This is a genomic window from Rugamonas apoptosis (assembly GCF_014042355.1).
Taxonomy (GTDB): domain Bacteria; phylum Pseudomonadota; class Gammaproteobacteria; order Burkholderiales; family Burkholderiaceae_D; genus Rugamonas; species Rugamonas apoptosis.
Genome location: NZ_JACEZU010000004.1, coordinates 411,682 through 430,454 on the forward strand (window position 1 = coordinate 411,682; position 18,773 = coordinate 430,454).

At 64.9% G+C, this 18,773-nt stretch carries 19 protein-coding genes; 10 read left to right on the forward strand and 9 right to left on the reverse strand.

The window, feature by feature from the left end:
* Positions 1-17 precede the first annotated feature (17 nt).
* The gene (locus H3H39_RS11025; RefSeq protein WP_229217971.1) at positions 18-338 is read right to left on the reverse strand and encodes a helix-turn-helix domain-containing protein; all 321 of its coding nucleotides are present in this window, start codon (positions 336-338) and stop codon (positions 18-20) included.
* On the reverse strand, positions 335-613 hold the full coding sequence (locus tag H3H39_RS11030; RefSeq protein ID WP_182153408.1) for a hypothetical protein: 279 nt from the start codon (positions 611-613) through the stop codon (positions 335-337). Before H3H39_RS11030 ends, H3H39_RS11025 begins: the two co-directional genes overlap by 4 nt.
* A gap of 338 nt (positions 614-951) precedes the next feature.
* On the opposite strand from H3H39_RS11030, the gene H3H39_RS11035 reads away from it, so the two are divergent.
* On the forward strand, positions 952-1,170 hold the full coding sequence (locus H3H39_RS11035) for a hypothetical protein (RefSeq protein WP_182153409.1): 219 nt from the start codon (positions 952-954) through the stop codon (positions 1,168-1,170).
* Positions 1,171-1,251: 81 nt separating this feature from the next.
* Positions 1,252-1,443, forward strand: coding sequence for a hypothetical protein (locus tag H3H39_RS11040; RefSeq protein WP_182153410.1), 192 nt, complete (start codon positions 1,252-1,254; stop codon positions 1,441-1,443).
* Between the two features lie 16 nt (positions 1,444-1,459).
* On the opposite strand, the gene H3H39_RS11045 is transcribed toward H3H39_RS11040, so the two are convergent.
* The 3 genes from H3H39_RS11045 to H3H39_RS11055 all read right to left on the reverse strand — a co-directional run bounded on the left by H3H39_RS11045 (position 1,460) and on the right by H3H39_RS11055 (position 5,466).
* Positions 1,460-2,938, reverse strand: a complete 1,479-nt coding sequence (locus H3H39_RS11045) for an APC family permease (protein ID WP_182153411.1) — start codon at positions 2,936-2,938, stop codon at positions 1,460-1,462.
* A 69-nt stretch (positions 2,939-3,007) separates the two neighbouring features.
* On the reverse strand, positions 3,008-4,414 hold the full coding sequence (locus H3H39_RS11050) for an FAD-binding oxidoreductase (protein WP_182153412.1): 1,407 nt from the start codon (positions 4,412-4,414) through the stop codon (positions 3,008-3,010).
* The gene (locus tag H3H39_RS11055) at positions 4,411-5,466 is read right to left on the reverse strand and encodes a DUF1338 domain-containing protein (RefSeq protein ID WP_229217972.1); all 1,056 of its coding nucleotides are present in this window, start codon (positions 5,464-5,466) and stop codon (positions 4,411-4,413) included. The genes H3H39_RS11050 and H3H39_RS11055 overlap by 4 nt, the downstream gene beginning before the upstream one ends.
* A gap of 175 nt (positions 5,467-5,641) precedes the next feature.
* Between H3H39_RS11055 and H3H39_RS11060 the strand changes: the two genes are divergently transcribed.
* The 8 genes from H3H39_RS11060 to H3H39_RS11095 all read left to right on the forward strand — a co-directional run bounded on the left by H3H39_RS11060 (position 5,642) and on the right by H3H39_RS11095 (position 15,307).
* Positions 5,642-6,526, forward strand: coding sequence for a LysR family transcriptional regulator (locus tag H3H39_RS11060; protein WP_182153414.1), 885 nt, complete (start codon positions 5,642-5,644; stop codon positions 6,524-6,526).
* A gap of 297 nt (positions 6,527-6,823) precedes the next feature.
* Entirely contained in the window at positions 6,824-9,223 is a 2,400-nt protein-coding gene (locus H3H39_RS11065; RefSeq protein ID WP_182153415.1) for a TonB-dependent receptor plug domain-containing protein, read from the forward strand.
* 42 nt (positions 9,224-9,265) lie between these two features.
* Complete coding sequence (locus H3H39_RS11070) at positions 9,266-9,790, forward strand: hypothetical protein (RefSeq protein WP_182153416.1); 525 nt, start codon at positions 9,266-9,268, stop codon at positions 9,788-9,790.
* 111 nt (positions 9,791-9,901) lie between these two features.
* The gene (locus H3H39_RS11075) at positions 9,902-11,278 is read left to right on the forward strand and encodes a TolC family protein (RefSeq protein WP_182153417.1); all 1,377 of its coding nucleotides are present in this window, start codon (positions 9,902-9,904) and stop codon (positions 11,276-11,278) included.
* A gap of 34 nt (positions 11,279-11,312) precedes the next feature.
* The gene (locus H3H39_RS11080) at positions 11,313-12,704 is read left to right on the forward strand and encodes a multicopper oxidase family protein (protein WP_182153418.1); all 1,392 of its coding nucleotides are present in this window, start codon (positions 11,313-11,315) and stop codon (positions 12,702-12,704) included.
* Between the two features lie 135 nt (positions 12,705-12,839).
* On the forward strand, positions 12,840-13,880 hold the full coding sequence (locus tag H3H39_RS11085; RefSeq protein ID WP_182153419.1) for a transporter: 1,041 nt from the start codon (positions 12,840-12,842) through the stop codon (positions 13,878-13,880).
* Entirely contained in the window at positions 13,870-14,418 is a 549-nt protein-coding gene (locus tag H3H39_RS11090; protein WP_182153420.1) for a TlpA disulfide reductase family protein, read from the forward strand. Before H3H39_RS11085 ends, H3H39_RS11090 begins: the two co-directional genes overlap by 11 nt.
* Positions 14,419-14,527: 109 nt before the next feature.
* A complete protein-coding gene (locus tag H3H39_RS11095; protein WP_229217973.1) occupies positions 14,528-15,307 on the forward strand; it encodes a flagellar brake protein in 780 nt (259 codons plus the stop codon).
* Positions 15,308-15,428: 121 nt separating this feature from the next.
* Here H3H39_RS11095 and bcaP read toward each other — a convergent pair whose 3' ends face one another.
* The 4 genes from bcaP to H3H39_RS11115 all read right to left on the reverse strand — a co-directional run.
* Positions 15,429-16,829: a branched-chain amino acid transporter BcaP gene (gene bcaP / locus H3H39_RS11100; RefSeq protein ID WP_311196894.1), complete on the reverse strand. Its 1,401-nt coding sequence runs from the start codon at positions 16,827-16,829 to the stop codon at positions 15,429-15,431.
* 255 nt (positions 16,830-17,084) lie between these two features.
* On the reverse strand, positions 17,085-17,663 hold the full coding sequence (locus H3H39_RS11105; protein ID WP_182153421.1) for an FxDxF family PEP-CTERM protein: 579 nt from the start codon (positions 17,661-17,663) through the stop codon (positions 17,085-17,087).
* An 83-nt stretch (positions 17,664-17,746) separates the two neighbouring features.
* Positions 17,747-18,304 carry an FxDxF family PEP-CTERM protein gene (locus tag H3H39_RS11110; protein WP_229217974.1) on the reverse strand — a complete coding sequence of 186 codons (558 nt, stop codon included), beginning with the start codon at positions 18,302-18,304 and terminating at the stop codon, positions 17,747-17,749.
* A 170-nt stretch (positions 18,305-18,474) separates the two neighbouring features.
* Positions 18,475-18,773: aminotransferase class I/II-fold pyridoxal phosphate-dependent enzyme (locus tag H3H39_RS11115; RefSeq protein WP_182153422.1), on the reverse strand; the 299-nt coding region annotated here is incomplete at its 5' end.

Genomic DNA, 18,773 nt, shown 5'->3' on the forward strand with positions numbered 1-18,773 from the left:
GTTGCCAGCATCGCCGATCAAATCGGCGTTCCCATGCAGACAGTTTTCTCATTCCCGGCGCATGAAGGCTCCCCCAGAAGGATGCGCAGCGTGTCGATGCTGAGGCCGGAAATATCATGCATGCGAACCAGCACCATACGAGAGACCCCACGCCTCCTTGTTCGCATTTTGCTGATGGCCTGAGCACTGACGCCTAACTGTCGGGAGAGCTCCACATCGCTCGTGATGTTCAAGATGGACAGCAGCCTATCCAGCAGCAGTTCCGGGTGATAGTTTTCGCCGTCCAATTTCGCTGGACCAGGCTGATCGAAACGATCCAATTTGTCGGCCGATTTCATTGGCGCCGACCTTCCCGCAACCTGCGTTGCGCGTTTTTCCAGGGGATGTCCTGTATCCTTCCGCGCCAAAAGTCAGGGCTGCCAATCGCATCAGTGAATCGGTGCTGCGCCAGCGTTCCATGGCTGTCCTCCAAGACAGCCACAAAGTCGGCGCATTCAAGATCCCTGCAATTCACGAGATCAGAAAAGGCTGCAGCAGCGATTTCTTGGTCGCAGCACCTTTCTATTGACCATGGAAGCTTTTTTTCGTTAATGGACAGATAGAGCTTATACATTTCAAGTCTCCCAATTAATGTATTTGCGCAAGATCATTGTTGTAAGGAAATAGTAATTCGCAAGTAGAACTAACCTTTGATATTTATCAAAGGCAACGAATCTACAGCCGCAATCGGTTAATTTTCCTGTAAGAATTTTTTGTGGGAATTTGTGACTATTTAACGACAGAGGCAATTACGCTGCGGCGCGCAACTGATAAAAGTCTACGGAGTTCGACCTTGGCGTGATAAATTTATAACCAACTGCCCATTGGCAATTTCGACTTTTAGTCTCAAGCCTGATGTAACTCACTTCCAAGCGCTAATCGCCACCGCTGCCACTTATCTGGGGAAATACAATGAATGACGGGATCTATGAGATTCGAGCGGAAATTCGAATTGCCGCCGCAAACGAAGACGCTGCACGAAAGTTAATTGCGAGCCAAAAAATTCCGAAAACCATGTCTTTCTGGAGGAAGGATCCACTGGGCCCTGGCGGCCATTTATATATCGGCGGAGAGCTATTTTTTGACGCCGATAGAAACAACCTGACGTTTCTCAAGCCGCGATCGCAATAGAAGATACGTCACGCACGCTTGGATTGCGCGAACTCAAAGAAAATTCAGTTCCACTACAATGGATTTTGGCGGAGGACGGCCATGTCCACTGAAGAACCTCAAATTCCCAAGACCAACATCGACAAGGTGGTCGATGCCGGCATCGCGCTCAAGGAAGTGTCGGGCACGCAGGCGGCAGCCAAATTCATGGCGGCGCTGGGCGTGCCGGATGCCGTGATCGCGCGCGTGCTGTGCGAACCGGCATGGCGGCGCCGGGCCACCAGCCGCGACTAGCGCCCTTCCCCCCTGCTCAGGCGGCCGAGCCCAGCGGCGAATTCAGGCGCGAGTTGCGCAAACCGTAGGCGAAGTAGGCGGCCACCGCCACGCCCATCCACACGAAGAACACATGGAAGGTAGCGGCCGACAAGTCTTTCATGATGAACAGACAGGCCACGATGCTCAGCGCCGGCACCAGATAAGGGCCGAACGGCACCCGGAAGCCATCGACGTCGGCGCCGATGCCCTTGCGCCGCATCACGGGCACGGCGATGGCCACCACGATGAAGGCCGTCAACGTCCCCATGCTCACCATGTCCCACAGGAAGGTGGCGTCCACCAGCCCGGCAGTCAGCCCCACCACGGTGCACACGATCAGCGTGTTGTTGACCGGCGCCAGCGTGCGCGGGTGCACGCGCTGGAAGGTCTTCGGGATCAAGCCGTCGCAGGAGATGGCGAACAGAATGCGGGTCTGGCCGTAGATCGTCACCAGCGTGACGGAAAACACGGACACCACGGCGCCGGCCGACAGCACCAGCGCCGGCCACGCCTTGCCCGTCACGTTCTGCACGATCACGGCCAGCCCCGCCTCCTGGCCGTCAAACATGCGGGCCGGCTGCGCGCCCACGGCGGCCACCGCCACCAGCAGGTAGAACACGGTGACAATGGCCAGCGCCGCCAGGATGCCGACCGGGACGTTGCGCTTGGGATTTTTGACCTCCTCGCCCGCCGTGGCGATGGTGTCGATACCGATGAAGGAGAAGAACACGGTGCCGGCGGCGGCCGTCACGCCGGCAATGCCCGCGTAACCCTTGCTGTTGTCGCTATTGAAGAAGGGCTGGAAATTGGCCGCGTCGAAGCCGGAGAACGCGATCACCACGAAGAAGATGATGATGGCCAGCTTGACCAGCACCAGCACGGCGTTGGCGTTGGCTGATTCCTTCGTGCCGCGCAACAGCAGGTAGCCGCACATGGCCACCAGGATCATGGGCGGCAGGTTGATGGCGCCCGGGTGGAATTCCGTGCCGTGCGGCCCGGAGGCGAACATGGGCGAGCGCAGCGCAGCCGGGATATGCCAGCCGCCGGCGTTGACGAGGAAGTTATTCAGGTAGTCCGACCAGCCGATGGCCGTGGCGCTGGCGGCCAGCCCGTACTCGAGCAGCAGGCAGGCGGCCATGATGAAGGCGGCGAATTCTCCCACGGTGGCATAGGCGAACGAATACGACGAACCGGCGGCGGGAATGCGGAACGACAGCTCCGCGTAGCACAGGGCCGTCAGCCCGGCCGTCAACGCCGCCAGCAGGAAGGCCAGGATCACGGACGGTCCCGCCTTGGGCACCGCTTCCACCAGCGTGAAGAAGATGCCGGTGCCGATGGTGGCGCCCACGCCGATCATGGTCAGCGGGAACAGGCCCAGCGTGCGGCCCAGGCCATGGGCGGAGCGTTCAGGGCCGGCGCCGGATTCAGGGGCGACGGGCTTGGTGCGGCACAGTTGTCGGGCAAACGCTTGCATGATCCATCGTCCTGTCTCGTAGTCGCGCGCGGCCGGGCGGCCACGCGCTTGCTGCCCTGACTTGCCGTGTCAGTCGAAATGCACGTTACGCCATGGCAGCGCCGGCATCATGGCCGCCTGCAGTTCACCGGCCAGGCGGCGCACCGGCGCCGGTGTGTAGCGCTGGTAGTAGGCCCGGTTGTACGGGCCGATGCCATGTTCGGCGCTGAAGCTGCCTTCATAGCGTTGCACCACCGCGTCCAGCAGCGTGGTGCGCAAAGCGGCGATGGCCTCGTCGCCCAGCGCCTGCGGTCCCGTCTTCGGCGCCACCAGGTTGTAGTGCAAGCCGCCGTCGGCCACGTGGCCGAAGTCGCAGATGCGCACGCCGGGATAAGTCGCGGTTAACCACTGCTGGCCCCAGGCACGGAATGGCGCCCAATGCTTGCGCGGCAGCGCGATATCGAACGCGATCACGCGGCCTTCATGGCGCAGCGCGTCGCTGATGCCGTGCCGCAGGGCCCACAGCATGTCCTGGTCGCCGAACAGGGCGTCGGCCAGCAGTTCCTGTTCCATCAACGCGCCCAGCGCATCCTGCAGCACCGTGTCCAGCGCCAGCGTGCGGGCCGGCAGCGACGTGCTCAGTTCCACCAGCAGCGCATACGGCGGCACCTGCCCGCCCGGGAAGGGATTGCGCACCGAGGGCACATTGCGGAACACGGCCTGCATGGCCTCCTGCGACATGCCTTCGACGGAAGCGATGAATTCCGGCAGATCGCGCTCCAGCGCCGCCAGCAGCGGCATCACGGCCGCGCTGGACGACGGCACCACCAGCGCCGTGGCGCGCTGCGCCGGCAGCGGATGCAGACGCACGGTGGCGCCCAGGATCACGCCGAACGCGCCGCCCGTGCCGCACAACAGCTGCTTGAAATCGACCCCGGTATTATTCTTGCGCAGCGCGCTGCCAAAACGCAGTATGCCGTCCCGCTCCGGCAGCCAGGCGTCCACCGCACACAAATTGGCGCGCACGTCGCCGTACTTGATCAACCGCGCGCCGCCCGTGTTGGAGGCGATCATGCCGCCAATGGTGGGGTCGGCCGACAGATCGATGGGGAAGCACAGGCCCATGGCGGCCGCAGCCTCGTTCAGCTCCGACAGGCGCACGCCGGCACCCACGGTGGCGGTGCGTTCGTCGGCGTCGATGACGACGCTGTCCTTGAGCCGGTCCAGGCTGAACACAAATTGCCGCCCGCTGGCGTCCGGCGTGGCCGCCGCCACCAGGCCCGTGTTCGCGCCTTGCAGCACGAACGGCGCGCCGTGCGCGTGCAGCAGCGACAGCGCGGCCTGGGCCTGCTCCGGCGTGGCCGGCCGCAGCACGGCCACGGCCACGCCCTGGCCGTAGCGGGCGCCCTGCACATAGGGTGCGCAGTCGGCGCTGGCCGTCAGCATGCCGGTTGGTCCCAGCAAGCCGTCCAGCTGTTCGAGCAGCGGGCCGCTCATGCCGCCTTGGCCATGGTTGGCGCGGCGCCGTCGGCCGAGGTCATCTTGAAGATGGCGGTGGCGTTGCTGCTGTCAAAGCCCAGGTCCAGCACTTCCTCGCCGTCGGCGTTGCGCACGCGGTCGCGCGAGATGAATTCGTAGAACGAGCCAGGCACGCGGCGCACCACGCAGCCGTTCGCGGTGCGGAACACGCGCTCCACCTGGGCCGCACGGTAGGCCGTCTGGCGCATGGTGCCGCGCGCCGCTTCCTCGATGGCGGGCTTGATCGAACGGCCCAGTTGCTGTTGTTCGGCCGACAGCGCGTACAAATCGGGCACGCGGTCCGTCACGTGGTTGAAGGCGTTGCCCTCGGTGGCGATCCACGCCATTTCCTGCGATTCCTTGAGCAGCAGTTCATAGTCGTCCAGCGCCGGCACCTCGTGCTGGCGCGCGAAGCAGCGCACCAGCGATTGCAGCAGCGCGACGGCGTCGGCCAGCGGCAGGCTGCGCTGGGCTTCCAGTTCCTTCAGCAGCTCCAGGTCGCGCGCGTCCAGCGGGTCGACCGAGCTGGCCACCACGCGGCCCACGGCGGCCTGGAATTCGGGCGAGAAGCGGTCCACTTCCAGTTCGCTCACGAAGAACTGGGGTATATCTTCCGGCAAGTCGGCGTGCACGTAGGCGCGGCCCATCATCTTCAGGCGCGGCAGCGGGTAGTTCTCGTTCAGGCGATAGCCCAGCGGGGCCAGGAAGCGGGTGATGGCCGCCTCGCCGCACGGCAGTTGGCCATTGGCGGCGATCTTCACCGAGCGCACGGCGCCATGGTCGAAGAATACGCGGCGGCCGCTGGCCACGGCGTCTTCCGTGTAGGCCTTGCCTTCGGGGACGCGCTCCAGCAGGTCGCGGAACAGCAGCACGTTCATGGCGTAGGCGATTTCGGCGCGGGTCACGGCCACGGTGGCGTCGCCGTTGCCGGATGCGTCGCTGAATTCGGCCGGGACGTGCATCAAACGGGTCATGCGGGCGGTGGCGGCGGCGCCGATGCAGGAGGTCAGGAGGTAGTCGAGAGTGGTCATGGTGAAAAGCAGCACTGCCGCAAAGGGTGAAGTTGGGCCGATTATTCTGTACGGCCCGGAAAGCCGACAAGCGAAATGATTTCGACCGCCCATTCCATTTGAGAATACCTTTTTCGGCCCGGATGCGGGACAATGGCGGCAGAGACTGTTTCACCACAAGAATACGCCCACCATCATGCGCCTCAACCTGCCCTCCCTGTCCGCCCTGCACGCCTTCGAGATGGTGTACAAGCTGCAAAACATCAGCGCAGCCGCCAACGCGCTGGCCCTGACCCAGAGCGCCGTGAGCAAGAAGATCCTGGCGCTGGAAGCGTATTTCGAGCAGCCGCTGTTCGAGCGCCAGGCCAGCGGACTGGTGCCCACGGCCGCCGCCGAGCTGCTGTGGGCCCGGCTGCCACCGTGCCTGGACGAGCTGGAAGGCGTGATGCAGGAAGTGCTGGCCTCGCGCGACGGCGGCGGCGTGCTCAACCTGGCCGTGTTCCCCACCTTCGCCACCAAGTGGCTGGTGCCGCGCCTTCCCCTGCTGTACGAAGCCCACCCCGGCCTCACGCTGAACCTGAAGATCCAGCTGAGCCGGGTCGATTTCGGCGGTACCGGCATCGACGCCGGCATCGTCTTCGGCCGCCCCGGCTGGCCGCAATGCGAGCACCACCGGTTGTCAAGTGAAACCCTGGTGCCCGTGTGCAGCCCCGGCTTCATCGAACGCCACGGCCGCCCGGCTGACATGGCCGGCCTCACGGCCTACACCCTGCTGCACCAGACATCGCGCTCGGATAGCTGGCCTAACTGGTTCGACGCGCACGGCATCGCCGCGCCGCCCAAGGAACAGGGCCTGCACTTCGAACTGTTCTCGATGGCGGTGGAAGCGGCCAAGGCGGGCCTGGGGATCGGCCTGCTGCCGGCCATGTTCGTGGCCGACGAGATCAAGCGCCAGGCGCTGGTCGAACTGTTCCCGCCCGAGCAGCAGTCCGACAGCGCCTACTACCTGATCTACCCCAAGCGCAAGGCCGGCCTGCCCGGCGTGATCACCTTCAAGCGCTGGTTGCTGGACCAGCACTAGCGCGAACGGGCCAGCGCCGTCGACTGACGCCCTCCGCCCCCAGCGGTGTTGCTACTTTCCTACAAGTGAGTCCGCCAACGCGGGCGGGCCGCGCTCGCCCGTACGCCGCCCCCCGCCATTCCAAACCGGAATACGCGAAAGAAAACATTTCCATTGATACCCTGCAATAGCTGCCGAATAATCAACTGACCGAAGCACCGGAAACCGTGGCAAATTCGCCACCGCAACGATGCCGGCCCAGCCGACACGACAAGATTCGCATGCCACGGCTCATGCAGACAACAATACGGAGACACCATGCTTACCCCCACCCTCTTGCGCCGCGCGGTCCTGTTCAGTCTGTACGGCGGTGCGGCCCTGGCCGGCCTCAGTCCGGCCGCCCAGGCCCAGACCGCCCCCGCCGCCAGCAAGGACGACGCCATCCAGACCGTGAACGTGGTCGGCTCGCGCCGCGCCGCCAGTTCCGCCACCGACACCGCCGTGCCGGTCGACGTGATCCCCATGAACAAGGCGGCTGAATCGGGCGGCCAGTTCGACCTGGCCCAGACCCTGACCAATATCTCCCCCTCGTTCAACTCGACCCGCCAGACCGGCGCCGACGGCGCCGACCTGGTGGACTCGGCCGCCCTGCGCGGCCTCGGTTCGGACCAGACCCTGGTGCTGGTGAATGGCAAGCGCCGCCACACGACGGCCCTGGTCAACCTGTTCGGCGCGCGCAACCGCGGCAACACGGGCACCGACATGAATTCCATCCCCATGCTGGCCATCAAGGACGTGCAGGTGCTGCGCGACGGCGCCGCCGCCCAGTACGGCTCGGACGCTATCGCCGGCGTGATGGACATCGGCCTGAAAAAGAGCCTCGGCTGCGAAGCGGTGGCCGGCTACAGCCAGTACTCGGTAGGCGACGGCAAGAACTACCTGGCTTCCGCTTACTGCGGCGTGGCCCTGGGCGAAAAAGGCGCAATCGGCATCACAGGCGAATTCCTGGACCGTGGCCGCTCCAACCGCGCCGAGCCGGGTAATCCGCGCATCATCGGCGACACCAAGGCCCAGAACCAGACCCTGTACGTGAATGGCGACCTGGCCACCCCGGCCGGCAAGCTGTACTTCACGGCCGGCGCCCAGACCCGTGACGCTTCCAGCGCCGCCTGGGCCCGTGGCGGCGTGGGCACGGACGATATCCCATCGCGCAACTCGGCGGCCATGTACCCGAACGGCTTCGTGCCCTTCATCAACGGCAAGATCGACGACCAGTACGCCATCATCGGCCACCGCGGCCAGATCGGCGAATGGAACGCCGACTTCTCGCAGACCTACGGCTACAACAAGATGATGTACGATATCAGCCACACGCTGAACGCATCCATCGCCAACAAGGATCTGCTGGCCGGCGGCAAAGGCATCAGCCCGGACAACTTCCAGGCCGGCGGCTTCTCGTTCCAGCAACTGACCAGCAACGTCGACTTCACCCGTTTCTACGACACCGTGATGAGCGGCCTGAACGTGGCCTTCGGCGCCGAGTACCGCAGCGAGACCTATAAAATCTTCGCCGGCGAACCCGGTTCCTACATCGACGCCGACGGCGTGGGCTTCGGCGGCAACGCCGGCAGCCAGGGCTTCCCCGGCTTCCAACAGGGTGACCGCACCAACGCCAAGCGCCACAGCTCGGCCGGTTATGTGGACATCGAACTGGACCTGAATCCGATCGTCAAGACCCAGGCCGCCGTCCGTTACGAAAACTACAGCGACTTCGGCTCCACCGTCACCGGCAAGCTGGCCGGCAGCGTGCGCGCCGCCGACAACGTGCTGCTGCGCGGTTCGGCCTCGACCGGCTTCCGCGCCCCATCGCTGCAGCAGAAGTACTTCTCGTCCACCTTCACCGACTTCGTGGCCGGCGTGCCGACCGACGTGGTGTTGGCGCCCAACGGCGGCCCGGTGGCCAACCTGGCCGGCATCCCCAAGCTGAAGGAAGAGAAGTCCACCAGCTTCACGCTGGGCACCACCTGGACGCCTAGCCACAACGCTTCCGTGACGGCCGACCTGTACCAGATCAAGATCAAGGACCGCATCGTGCTGTCGGGCCGCTTCGACGCTGACAACTACCCTGAGCTGGCAGCCAAGCTGTCCACGCTGGGCGTGGGCCAGGCCCAGTTCTTCGTCAACTCGGTCGACACCAAGACCAGCGGCCTGGATCTGACGGCTTCCCACAAGACCAGCTTCGGCCCCAACAAGATGACCACCTACCTGGCGGCCAACTTCAGCAAGACCGAAGTGACGGGCATCCACGCCCCCGCCTCGCTCAAAGGCTATGAGGACGTGCTGCTGTCCGAGCGCGAGCGCCTGTTCATCGAGCAGGGCGGTCCCCGTTCCAAGTTCACGCTGGGCTTCGACTACGTGGCCGGCGCGCTGGAGACGGACCTGAAAGTGATCCACTTCGGCCCGCAGACGCTGGGTACCTTCGACGGCACCGCCGCCGGTGTGCCGAATGCGCATTACGAAGCCAAGACCTCGGCCGACCTGGCGTTCACCTACACCATCAACAAGAACACCAAGTTCACCTTCGGCGGCACCAACATCTTCAACGTCAAACCAACCGCCCAGGATCCGAACGAAACCGACAACGGCTTCAAGTACGACAGCGTGCAGTTCGGCCTGAACGGCGCGTCCTACTTCGGCCGCCTGTGGGTCAAGTTCTAAAGCTCGTCTGAGGCAAAGGAAAGCGGCACCCCGTGCGCAAGCATGGCGGTGCCGTTTTTTCATGCGCGTCGCCATGCCTGGCGCCACAATGCGCGCGGCATGGCGCCGCCGGGGTGGCACACGCACGCCGCGCGCCTGTGCTACACTCGCCGCACCATGAACCTCGTTAAGTCACTGCTGCTTTGGCTGTTGCTGGCCGCGCTCCCGTTGCAGGGATACGCGGCCGCGTCCACGTTCATGGCCAACACCATGCAAGACGAGAAGGCGCCAGCCCGGATGGCTGCGCCCTGTCATCACGCCGCCGCATCGCAACAACTCACGCCCCCTGGCCATTGCGCCATGCAGACGCAGACGCAGACGCACCATGCCCATTGCGGCGCCGGTGCGCACCAGGCCAAGTGCGGCAACTGCGCGGCGTGCTGCGTGGGCGCCGCCATCGCGCTCCCAGCCCTCGCGCTGGCGGACGTGTGGCCGGTCGGCTCCGAAGCCATCGCTTATCGCGTGCGGCACGTGACCGCGCATATCCCCGGCGGACTCGAACGGCCGCCTCACACCCGCCTCGCCTGAATCCGCGCGCGGCGGGCGGCGGCCAGCACACCAGCTGACGTTGCGCCATGCCCGCTGCATCCACGCCACGCGGACCCGATGGTGGTCCGCGCACACGTATCTGGAGTCACCATGTATCGTTCCACCACCCTGCGCGCCGGCGCGTGCGCCGCGCTGGCGCTGGCGTTGACCGGCTGCGCCGCCTTCTCGCCTGACGGCGGGCTCGATGCCGTCCAAGCCATCACCCAAGCGGCCACGGGCCAGGCGCTGACGCGCATGGGCGCCGCCCAGGATGGCGCCGCCGCGCAGCGCGTCGCCGCCCTGCTCGCCACGCCTTTGAGCGCCGACAACGCCGTCGCCATCGCCCTGCTCAACAACCGCAAGCTGCAGGCCAGCTACGCGGAACTGGGCATCGCCGAAGCGGACCTGGTGCAGGCTGGCCGCCTGCCCAATCCCACCCTCACCTTCTCCCGCCTGACCGATGGCCGGGGCCTGGACCTTGAACGCAAGCTGATGCTGCCGGTGATGGGCATGCTCACCATGCCCACCGCCAGCGGTATCGAACGGCGCCGCTTCGAACAAACCCAACTGGCGGTGGCCGGCGACGTGCTGCGCATCGCCGACCAGACCCGGCGCGCCTTCTACGGCGCCGTCGCCGCGCGCCAATCGGTCAGCTATCTGGAACAGGTCAACGGCGCCGCCGAAGCGGGCGCGGAGCTGGCGCAACGGATGGCGGCGGCCGGCAACTGGAGCCAGTTGCGGCAAGCCCGCGAGCAGCTGTTCCTGGCCGACGCCGTGGCCCAGCTGACGGCGGCGCGCCAGGCGGAAGTGGCGGCGCGCGAGCAACTGGTGCGGCTGCTGGGCCTGTCCGGCCAGGATGCCACGTTCGAGCTGCCCGAACGCCTGCCCGAGCTGCCCGCCGCGCCACGCGAACTGGGCGACGCGGAAGCCCGGGCGCTGGCCAACCGGGTCGATATCCTGATGGCGCAAAAAGAGCTGGCCGGCCTGGCCGCCTCGCTGGGCCTGACCCGCACCACCCGCTTCATCAACGTGCTCGACGTGGGCTACCAGCGCAACACAGGCGCCGACGGCGGCCATACGCGGGGCGTGGAAATCGAATGGCAGTTGCCCCTGTTCGACTGGGGCGGCGCGCGCGTGGCCCGCGCGGAGGCGGTCTACACGCAGGCGCTGCACCGCGCCGCGCAAGGCGCCATCGAGGCCCGCTCGCAAGTGCGCGAAAGCCATGCGGCCTATCGCAACGCCTACACGCTGGCCCGCCATTATCGCGACCAGATCGTCCCGCTGCGCAAGCGCATCGCCGACGAACAGCTGTTGCGCTACAACGGCATGCTCACCAGCGTGTTCGAACTGCTGGCCGACGCGCGCGAGCAGGTGCTGAGCGTGAATGCGGCGATCGAAGCGCAGCGCAATTTCTGGCTGGCCGATGCGGCCCTGCAGGCGGCCATGACGGGCGCCGCGGACGGCGACAGCCCGCGCGCCAGCCGCTGAGCGCCAACGACAACACTGAACAAGGACAATAGCAATGGTTACACGCAGAGATTTCTTCCGCGGCGCGGGCGCCGCCGCCGTCAGCACGGCCATGGTGAGCCGGGTGGGCGCGGCCGCCTTGCCGGAAGCGGCCAGCATGGACAGCGCCGCCACCCAGGCGCCACTGGCACCGCCCAACGGCCGTCCCTACAACCCGGTGGTCACCCTCAACGGCTGGACCTTGCCATGGCGGATGAAGGCCGGCGTCAAGGAATTCCACCTGGTGGCCGAACCGGTGGTGCGCGAGATCGCGCCCGGCATGAAGGCCCGCCTGTGGGGCTACAACGGCCAGTCGCCGGGCCCCACCATCGAAGTGGTGGAAGGCGACCGGGTGCGCATCTTCGTCACCAACAAGCTGCCCGAGCACACCAGCATGCACTGGCACGGCCAGCGCCTGCCCAACGGCATGGATGGCGTGACGGGCCTGACCCAGCCCGGCATCCCGCCCGGCAAGACCTATGTGTATGAATTCGTCGCGCGCCGCGCCGGCACCTTCATGTACCACCCCCACGCGGACGAAATGATGCAGATGGCGATGGGCATGATGGGCCTGTGGATCACCCACCCCAAAGACCCGCGCTTCATGGCCGTGGAGCGTGACTTCTGCATGCTGCTCAACGCCTACGACATCGAACCGGGCAGCGCCACGCCCAAGGTCAATACCATGCTCGACTTCAACCTGTGGACCGTCAACAGCCGCGCCTTCCCGGGCGTGGACCCGATGGTGGTGGCGCAGGGCGACCGGGTCCGGATCCGGGTCGGCAACCTGACCATGACCAACCACCCGATCCACATGCACGGCCACGAATTCACTGTCACCGGCACCGACGGCGGCTGGGTGCCGCCCACGGCGCGCTGGCCGGAAGTGACTACCGATATCGCCGTGGGCCAGATGCGCGCCATCGAATTCGACGCCACCGATCCCGGCGACTGGGCCTTCCACTGCCACAAATCGCACCACACCATGAACGCCATGGGCCACGACGTGCCCACCATGACGGGCGTGGACCAGGGCGAGGTGCTGGCGAAGATCAACCGGCTGGTGCCGGACTACATGGCCATGGGCGACAAGGGCATGGCCGACATGGCCGCCATGCCCATGCCCCTGCCCGAGAATACGCTGCCCATGATGACGGGCGACGGCCCGTTCGGCGCCATCGGCATGGGCGGCATGTTCACCACCGTCAAGGTGCGCAAGGGGCTGGCGCGGCATGACTACCGCGACCCGGGCTGGTATCGCCATCCGGCCGGCACCCTGGCCTACGAGTACCAGGGCGATGCCGGCACGCTGCCCACCGCGCCGCAAGCGCCCGGCACCGGGCACATGGCCACCACGCCGGAAACGCCCCCGCTGGAGGTGAAGAAAGGCGGCCACCACCAGCATTGATGAATCCGTTCAATTTGATCTATATCAATGAATGATGCTTGGCAAATGCGCGACCATGGCGGTGTTTGAGCGACCCCATGCCACCTGACATCAAGCTGGCGCGCATTTTCAAAATATCAAAGAATTGGATGGAACATGAAACGCCTCATCATCGCCACCCTGATCGCCTTGCCGTCCGCGTCCGCGCTGGCCTGCGCCACCTGCGGCTGCACCTTGTCGACGGACGCCGCCACCGGCTATACGGCCAATGCGGGTTGGTATGCCTCGCTCGACTACAGCTTCCTGCACCAGAACCAGCTGCGCACCGGCACGCACTCGGTGCCCACGGCACAAGTGGCGGCGATCAACGACGCGGGCGGCGACCAGGAAGTGGAGCGCGGCACCATCAATCGCATCACCACGCTGGGACTGACCTACGCCCCGAACGCCGTCTGGAGCTTCAGGCTGACGCTGCCCTACGTTGACCGCGGCCACACCACCTATGCCTCGGCCACCAATCCCGTCACGCCGGATCAGATCAGCGGGGCGACGGTCCACGGCATCGGCGACGTCAAGCTGCTGCTCAACTACCAGGGCCTGCTGCCCACCCATAACCTGGGCTTACAGGCCGGTATCAAGCTGCCCACCGGACATTACGGCGGCGCCAGCGCCGACGGCAGCGGCATCGTTGGCCGCCATCCGGCTGCGTTTTCCAGCGGCCCCTTGTCGAACAATGCCTCGCCCGACAACCTGCTCGACACCAGCTTGCAGGCTGGCACGGGCAGCACCGACCTGATCGTCGGGGCCTATTATTACCAGGCCGTCAGCCAGAATTTCGACGCCTTCGTCAATGGCCAATTCCAGGCGGCCGCACAGCAGAAGCTGAACCAGCCTGGCGAAGACTTCCGCCCCGGCAATCAAGCCACCGTCAGTGTCGGCCTGCGCTACCAGGCGCGGCCAGACATCACGCCCCAACTGCAACTGAACCTGAGCCGCAGGAACCGCGATCAGGGCGCGCTCGCCGATACTGGCAACACGGCGGGCACGGCCGTCTACCTGAGTCCAGGCCTGACCATGAGCGTGCTGAAGAATATGCAACTGTACGGTTTCGTGCAACTGCCCGTGTATAGCAAGCTGGCAGGCTATCAGTTGTTCCCGCGCTGGACCGCCTCCGTCGGGGCCAGCTATGCCTTCTAGCCACCGCGCGCCGAAGACGGCACGGCGACGCGCCATCCTGCTGTTGCTGGCCGCGTTGGCGGCCGCCCACCTGCCCGCGCCAGCCAGCGCGGCCAACCTGGCGCTGGGCAAGCCGGCGCCACCGATTACGCTGCACACGCTCGATGGCGGCCAGATCGCCACCGGCGAGCTGGCGGGCAGCGTCGTCATCGTCACGTTCTGGGCCACCTGGTGTGGCCCCTGCCACGATGAGCTTCCCCTGCTGTCGGAATATGCCGCGGCCCATGCGCGGCAAGGCCTGAAGGTGCTGGCCTTCAGCCTGGATGGTCCCGATGCGCTGGCCGAGGTGCGGGCCATGGCGGCCAAGCTCAGTTTTCCCGTCGGACTGCTGGGCAGCGCCTGGGCCGGCGACTATGGCCGCATCTGGCGCGTGCCGGTCAGCTTCGTCATTGGACGCGACGGGCGCTTGGCCGACAATGGCTGGCAGGACAGTGCACCAGCCTGGACCAGGCAGCGGCTGGAACAGATCGTCACACCATTGCTCTCGATCAAGGAGTGACTAGCATTCTCTTCCCATAATCCGAAATATATTGCCGTGTAGAAAAATGCGGACTATGATGAACTCATGTACAGACTCAAACCATGTCTAACATTTCACTCATCACATTATGTCACTTACTGAACTCCACCCGGCCCCGATACGCAAAGGACCGCCCCGGCCTCAAGACGCGATCAGCCAGATCCCGGCCAATGCCAACGCGTACGAACTGACGACCGAGGACGAGATCGGCGATACGCTGACCCAGCTGGCCGAAAGTGGCGACGCGATCACCATCTACGTGCCCGGCAGGCGCGAAGCGGTGCTAGGGCGCATCCTGTCCGTCGATCCGGAACAGCCGCACTTCGTGATGGAATTGAACGAAGGGATGACCCTGGAGCCGGGCAAGGTGACGTTCGTCACTTGCCTGCGTTCGGCCAAGCTGCAGTTCCGCCTGTCCAGCAAGGACTGGAAGGCGCTGCCTGGCCAGCCGCAGCACATTCCGATGGTGTTTCCGGAAACCTGCGCGGTGTTGAACCGGCGCGCCACGGAGCGCGTGGAAGTGCCGCTGGGCGCCACCTGCATGGCCTCGTTCGTGATCACCCTGCTCAACAACACCCACAACTACGAGTTGCCCATTTTCGACCTGTCGCTGGGCGGCATCAGCCTGCATTGCAGCAAGCTCAACGCCAAGGGCTTGATCAAGGGCCGCAAGGTGCACGACGTGGTGCTGGAACTTGGCGATGAGACGGTCGAGGTGGCGGAACTGGAAGTGCGCTACACGCGCCCGTTCCGGTCCTTCCTGCTGGGAGAACAAGTCCATCTGGGCTGCATGTTCACCAAGCTGGCGCCGGAGCAGGAAAGCAAGCTCAAGCAAGTGCTGGCGCAGATCAGCGAAGACCTGCGGTAAAGTAAAGCGTAACCCGTCAAAAAAGCGGGGTCAGTTCCGGCATCGTGCCAAATGGCGCGATGCCGGAACTGACCCCGTTGCGCAGGAACTGACCCCGTTGCGCAAGCGCCCCGGCTGTTATTTACGTCTGCTTGGGATGCAGCACCGCGTTGCGGCGCGAATAACCGAAGTACACCACCAGGCCGATCAGCAGCCAGATGGTGAAGGCGATCCACGTGGTACGGCTCAGGAACGTCATCAGGGCCACGCAGAACAGCACGGCCAGCGCCGGTACCACGGGCACGCCCGGGCAGCGGAACGCGCGGTGCAGGTCAGGACGCTTCTTGCGCAGCACCACCACCGCCACCGACACCAGGCAGAACGCGGCCAGCGTACCGATGTTGATCAGCTCGGCCAGCACGTCCAGCGGCACCACGGCGGCGATCAGGCCGAAGACGATGCCCACCATCCAGGTGGCGAAGAACGGCGTGCCGAATTTCGGATGCACCTTCGACAGGCGGGCCGGCAGCAGGCCGTCGCGCGACATGGCGAACACCACCCGGGTCTGGCCGTAGCTCATCACCAGGATCACGGTGGTCATGCCCAAAATGGCGCCCAGGTCGACGAAACCGGCCACCCAGTTCTCATTGGCGTACTGCAGCGCCAGCGACACGGGATGGTCGATGCCGGCGAACTTCTGGAACGGCACGATGCCCGTCATGATGGCCGACACCACCACATACAGCACGGTGCACACGGCCAGCGAACCGATGATGCCGATCGGCAGATCGCGCTCGGGACGCTTGACTTCCTCGGCCGCAGACGTCACGGCGTCAAAGCCGATGAAGGCGAAGAACACCAGCGCCGCCGCGCTCATGGTGCCACTCATGCCGAACGGCATGAACGGATGCCAGTTGGCCGGCTCCACATGGCGCGCACCCACGGCAATGAACAGCAGCACCACGGCGATCTTGATGGCCACCATGATGCTGTTCATGCGCGCCGATTCACGCGCGCCCCACGACAGCATGGCCGTCAGGAACATCATGATCAGGAACGCGGGCAGGTTGATGACAGTGTGCACGCCGGGCACGGCGCCGGGGGCCGCCGTCAGCTCAGCGGGCAGATGCAGGCCGAAGCCGCCGATCAGCGACTGGAAGTAGCCGGACCAGCCCACCGACACGGCCGACGTGGCCAAACCGTATTCCAGCATCAAATCCCAGCCTATCATCCACGCCACCAGCTCGCCCATGGTGGCGTAGCTGTAGGTGTAGATCGAGCCAGCCACCGGCACGGTGGAGGCGAATTCTGCGTAGCACAAGGCCGCGAAGCCGCAGGCCAGCGCCGCGATGACGAACGACAGCGTCAACGCCGGACCGGCCGTCAGCGCGCCGGTGCCCGTCAACACAAAAATGCCGGTGCCGACGATGGCACCGATCCCCATCAGGACCAGATCGATCGGGCCCAGTACTTTCTTCAGACCGCCTTCGGCGCGTCCTTGCGCCACCATGTGATCCAGATTCTTGGTTCGGAAAAGGCTCAAGTCATATCTCCACTTATCGATGTACGTTGTTTTGTCACCGTGCGCACGCCATCGTTGGTCGTGGCCGTGGCCGGTATGGCGCGCAGTCTACACTGTTTTCGCGCACAATTCGGCAATTCCCCTACAATTTCTTGAGCAAACGGCAAGTCACGGCGGGCGTCAAAACACCGCCGCCCGCGGGCCGGGACACGGCGCGCGGGCGGACGGGATGCGCCGCGCACGGGAGCGCGCGGCGGCATGAGGAAAAGCGGTGGATTACTGCGCTTGCTTACGGCGGCGCGCGAGCACACCCAGCAGGCCCAGGCCGGCCAGCAGCATGCCGTAGGTTTCTGGTTCCGGCACGGCTGCCGCCACGGCGATGTTGCCGCTGTAGCTGCCGCCATTGGCCGAGGCCACGTAGCCGTCCACTTCCAGCGTGTAGTTACCGGCCGCCAGCGGGTGCAGGCCCGAGGCGAAGCTCCATGCCTGGTCGCCAGGCAGGTAGTTGGTCACGTCCTGGGTGCCGTGGAACACGATGCCGCCGCTGTTGCGCAGGTCGAAGCCGGTGATGGTCAGGCCATCGTTGGCCGACGCTTTGAGCGACGTGATCAGGCCCACCACGTCGTTGACGCCCGAGATGGCGAACGTGTATTTGTCGGCGAAGAAGTTGTTGAGCGAACCGGCTTGCTGGCCCAGGCCCAGCGCGAAGGTGTGGCCGAAATCGGAGCTGGAGTAATCGACCAGGTCTTGCGTGATGTCGACGGGTACCTGGCTCAGGTCGGTGGCGGCGTGCGCGGCGATGCAGGAAGTGGCCAGGACGACGGTCGCCAGCAAGCGTTGAGTGATGTTTTTCATAAATGTCACCAGAAGTTGAGGTGGAATACGGATGCTGTCCACCCGCGCCGCGGGGACGCGGGCACGCGGGCGGTGCGGCGATATCAGGCGAAGGTCGCGGATTTACGGCGCTGTTTGACCAGGCCGATCAGGCCCAGGCCAACGAACAGCATGGCGTAGCCTTCCGGTTCCGGTACGGCGCTGATGGTGCCGTTGGCGGCGAACGCGCCACCGGCGTTGGAGACCACGTTGCCGCTCACTTTGACGAAGTAGGAACCGGCGGCCAGGTTGGCATCGCTCAGCGTCCACTTGTCGGTGGCGCCGGTCTGCACCATGGAGCCAGCCGCGGCCAGGGTGCCGTTGGCCTTGTACAGGCTGAAACCGGTGATATTCAAGCCGTTCAGGGCGCTGGTGCTGGTCGAGGTCAGGATCAGGTCCAGCTTGGTGCTGCCCGTGGTGGAGAAAGTGAACTTGTCGCCGAAGGTATCGTCCTTCAGGTTGTTCTTGAACTTGTCACCGAAGTGGGCGCTGCCATTCGGCGCCAGCGCGATGGCGCTCGGTGCGGAGCTGATATCAATGACAGCGGCCTGGGCCACGGGCGCCAGGGTCACGGCGGCCACAGTGGCCATGGTCATCGCCAGAGCGCGAATTTGCTTTTTCATGTATTCCCTACTGTTCAAAAGTGAGGCGCGTCTGCTCCGCCCACCGTATTAATAATATGGAACTTAAGTTGCACTTAAGTCACCGTGACGAAGATTACCATAATACATTGATTTTTGTCATGTATTTTATTCAAAAAATAATGTCATGGACTTAAGCTCTGACGGCCGTGTCAGACCCGTCCGGCCAGGCGCGCCATCACGGCCACCGCGTGGTCGATCTGCTCCCGGGTATGGCCGGCATTCATCATGAAGCGCAAGCGGGCCTGGCCCAGCGGCGCGGCCGGGAACTGGATCGCATCGACGTGGATACCCTCCTTACGCAATGCCTGGGCATGGCGCTGGCACTGGGCCGCGTCGCCGATCAGCACCGGCACGATGGGGGTGGCCGTGGACAGGATCTGGTAGCCCAGTGGCGCCATGCGCTCGACGAAATAACGCTGGTTGTCCCACAGGCGCTGGCGGCGCTGCG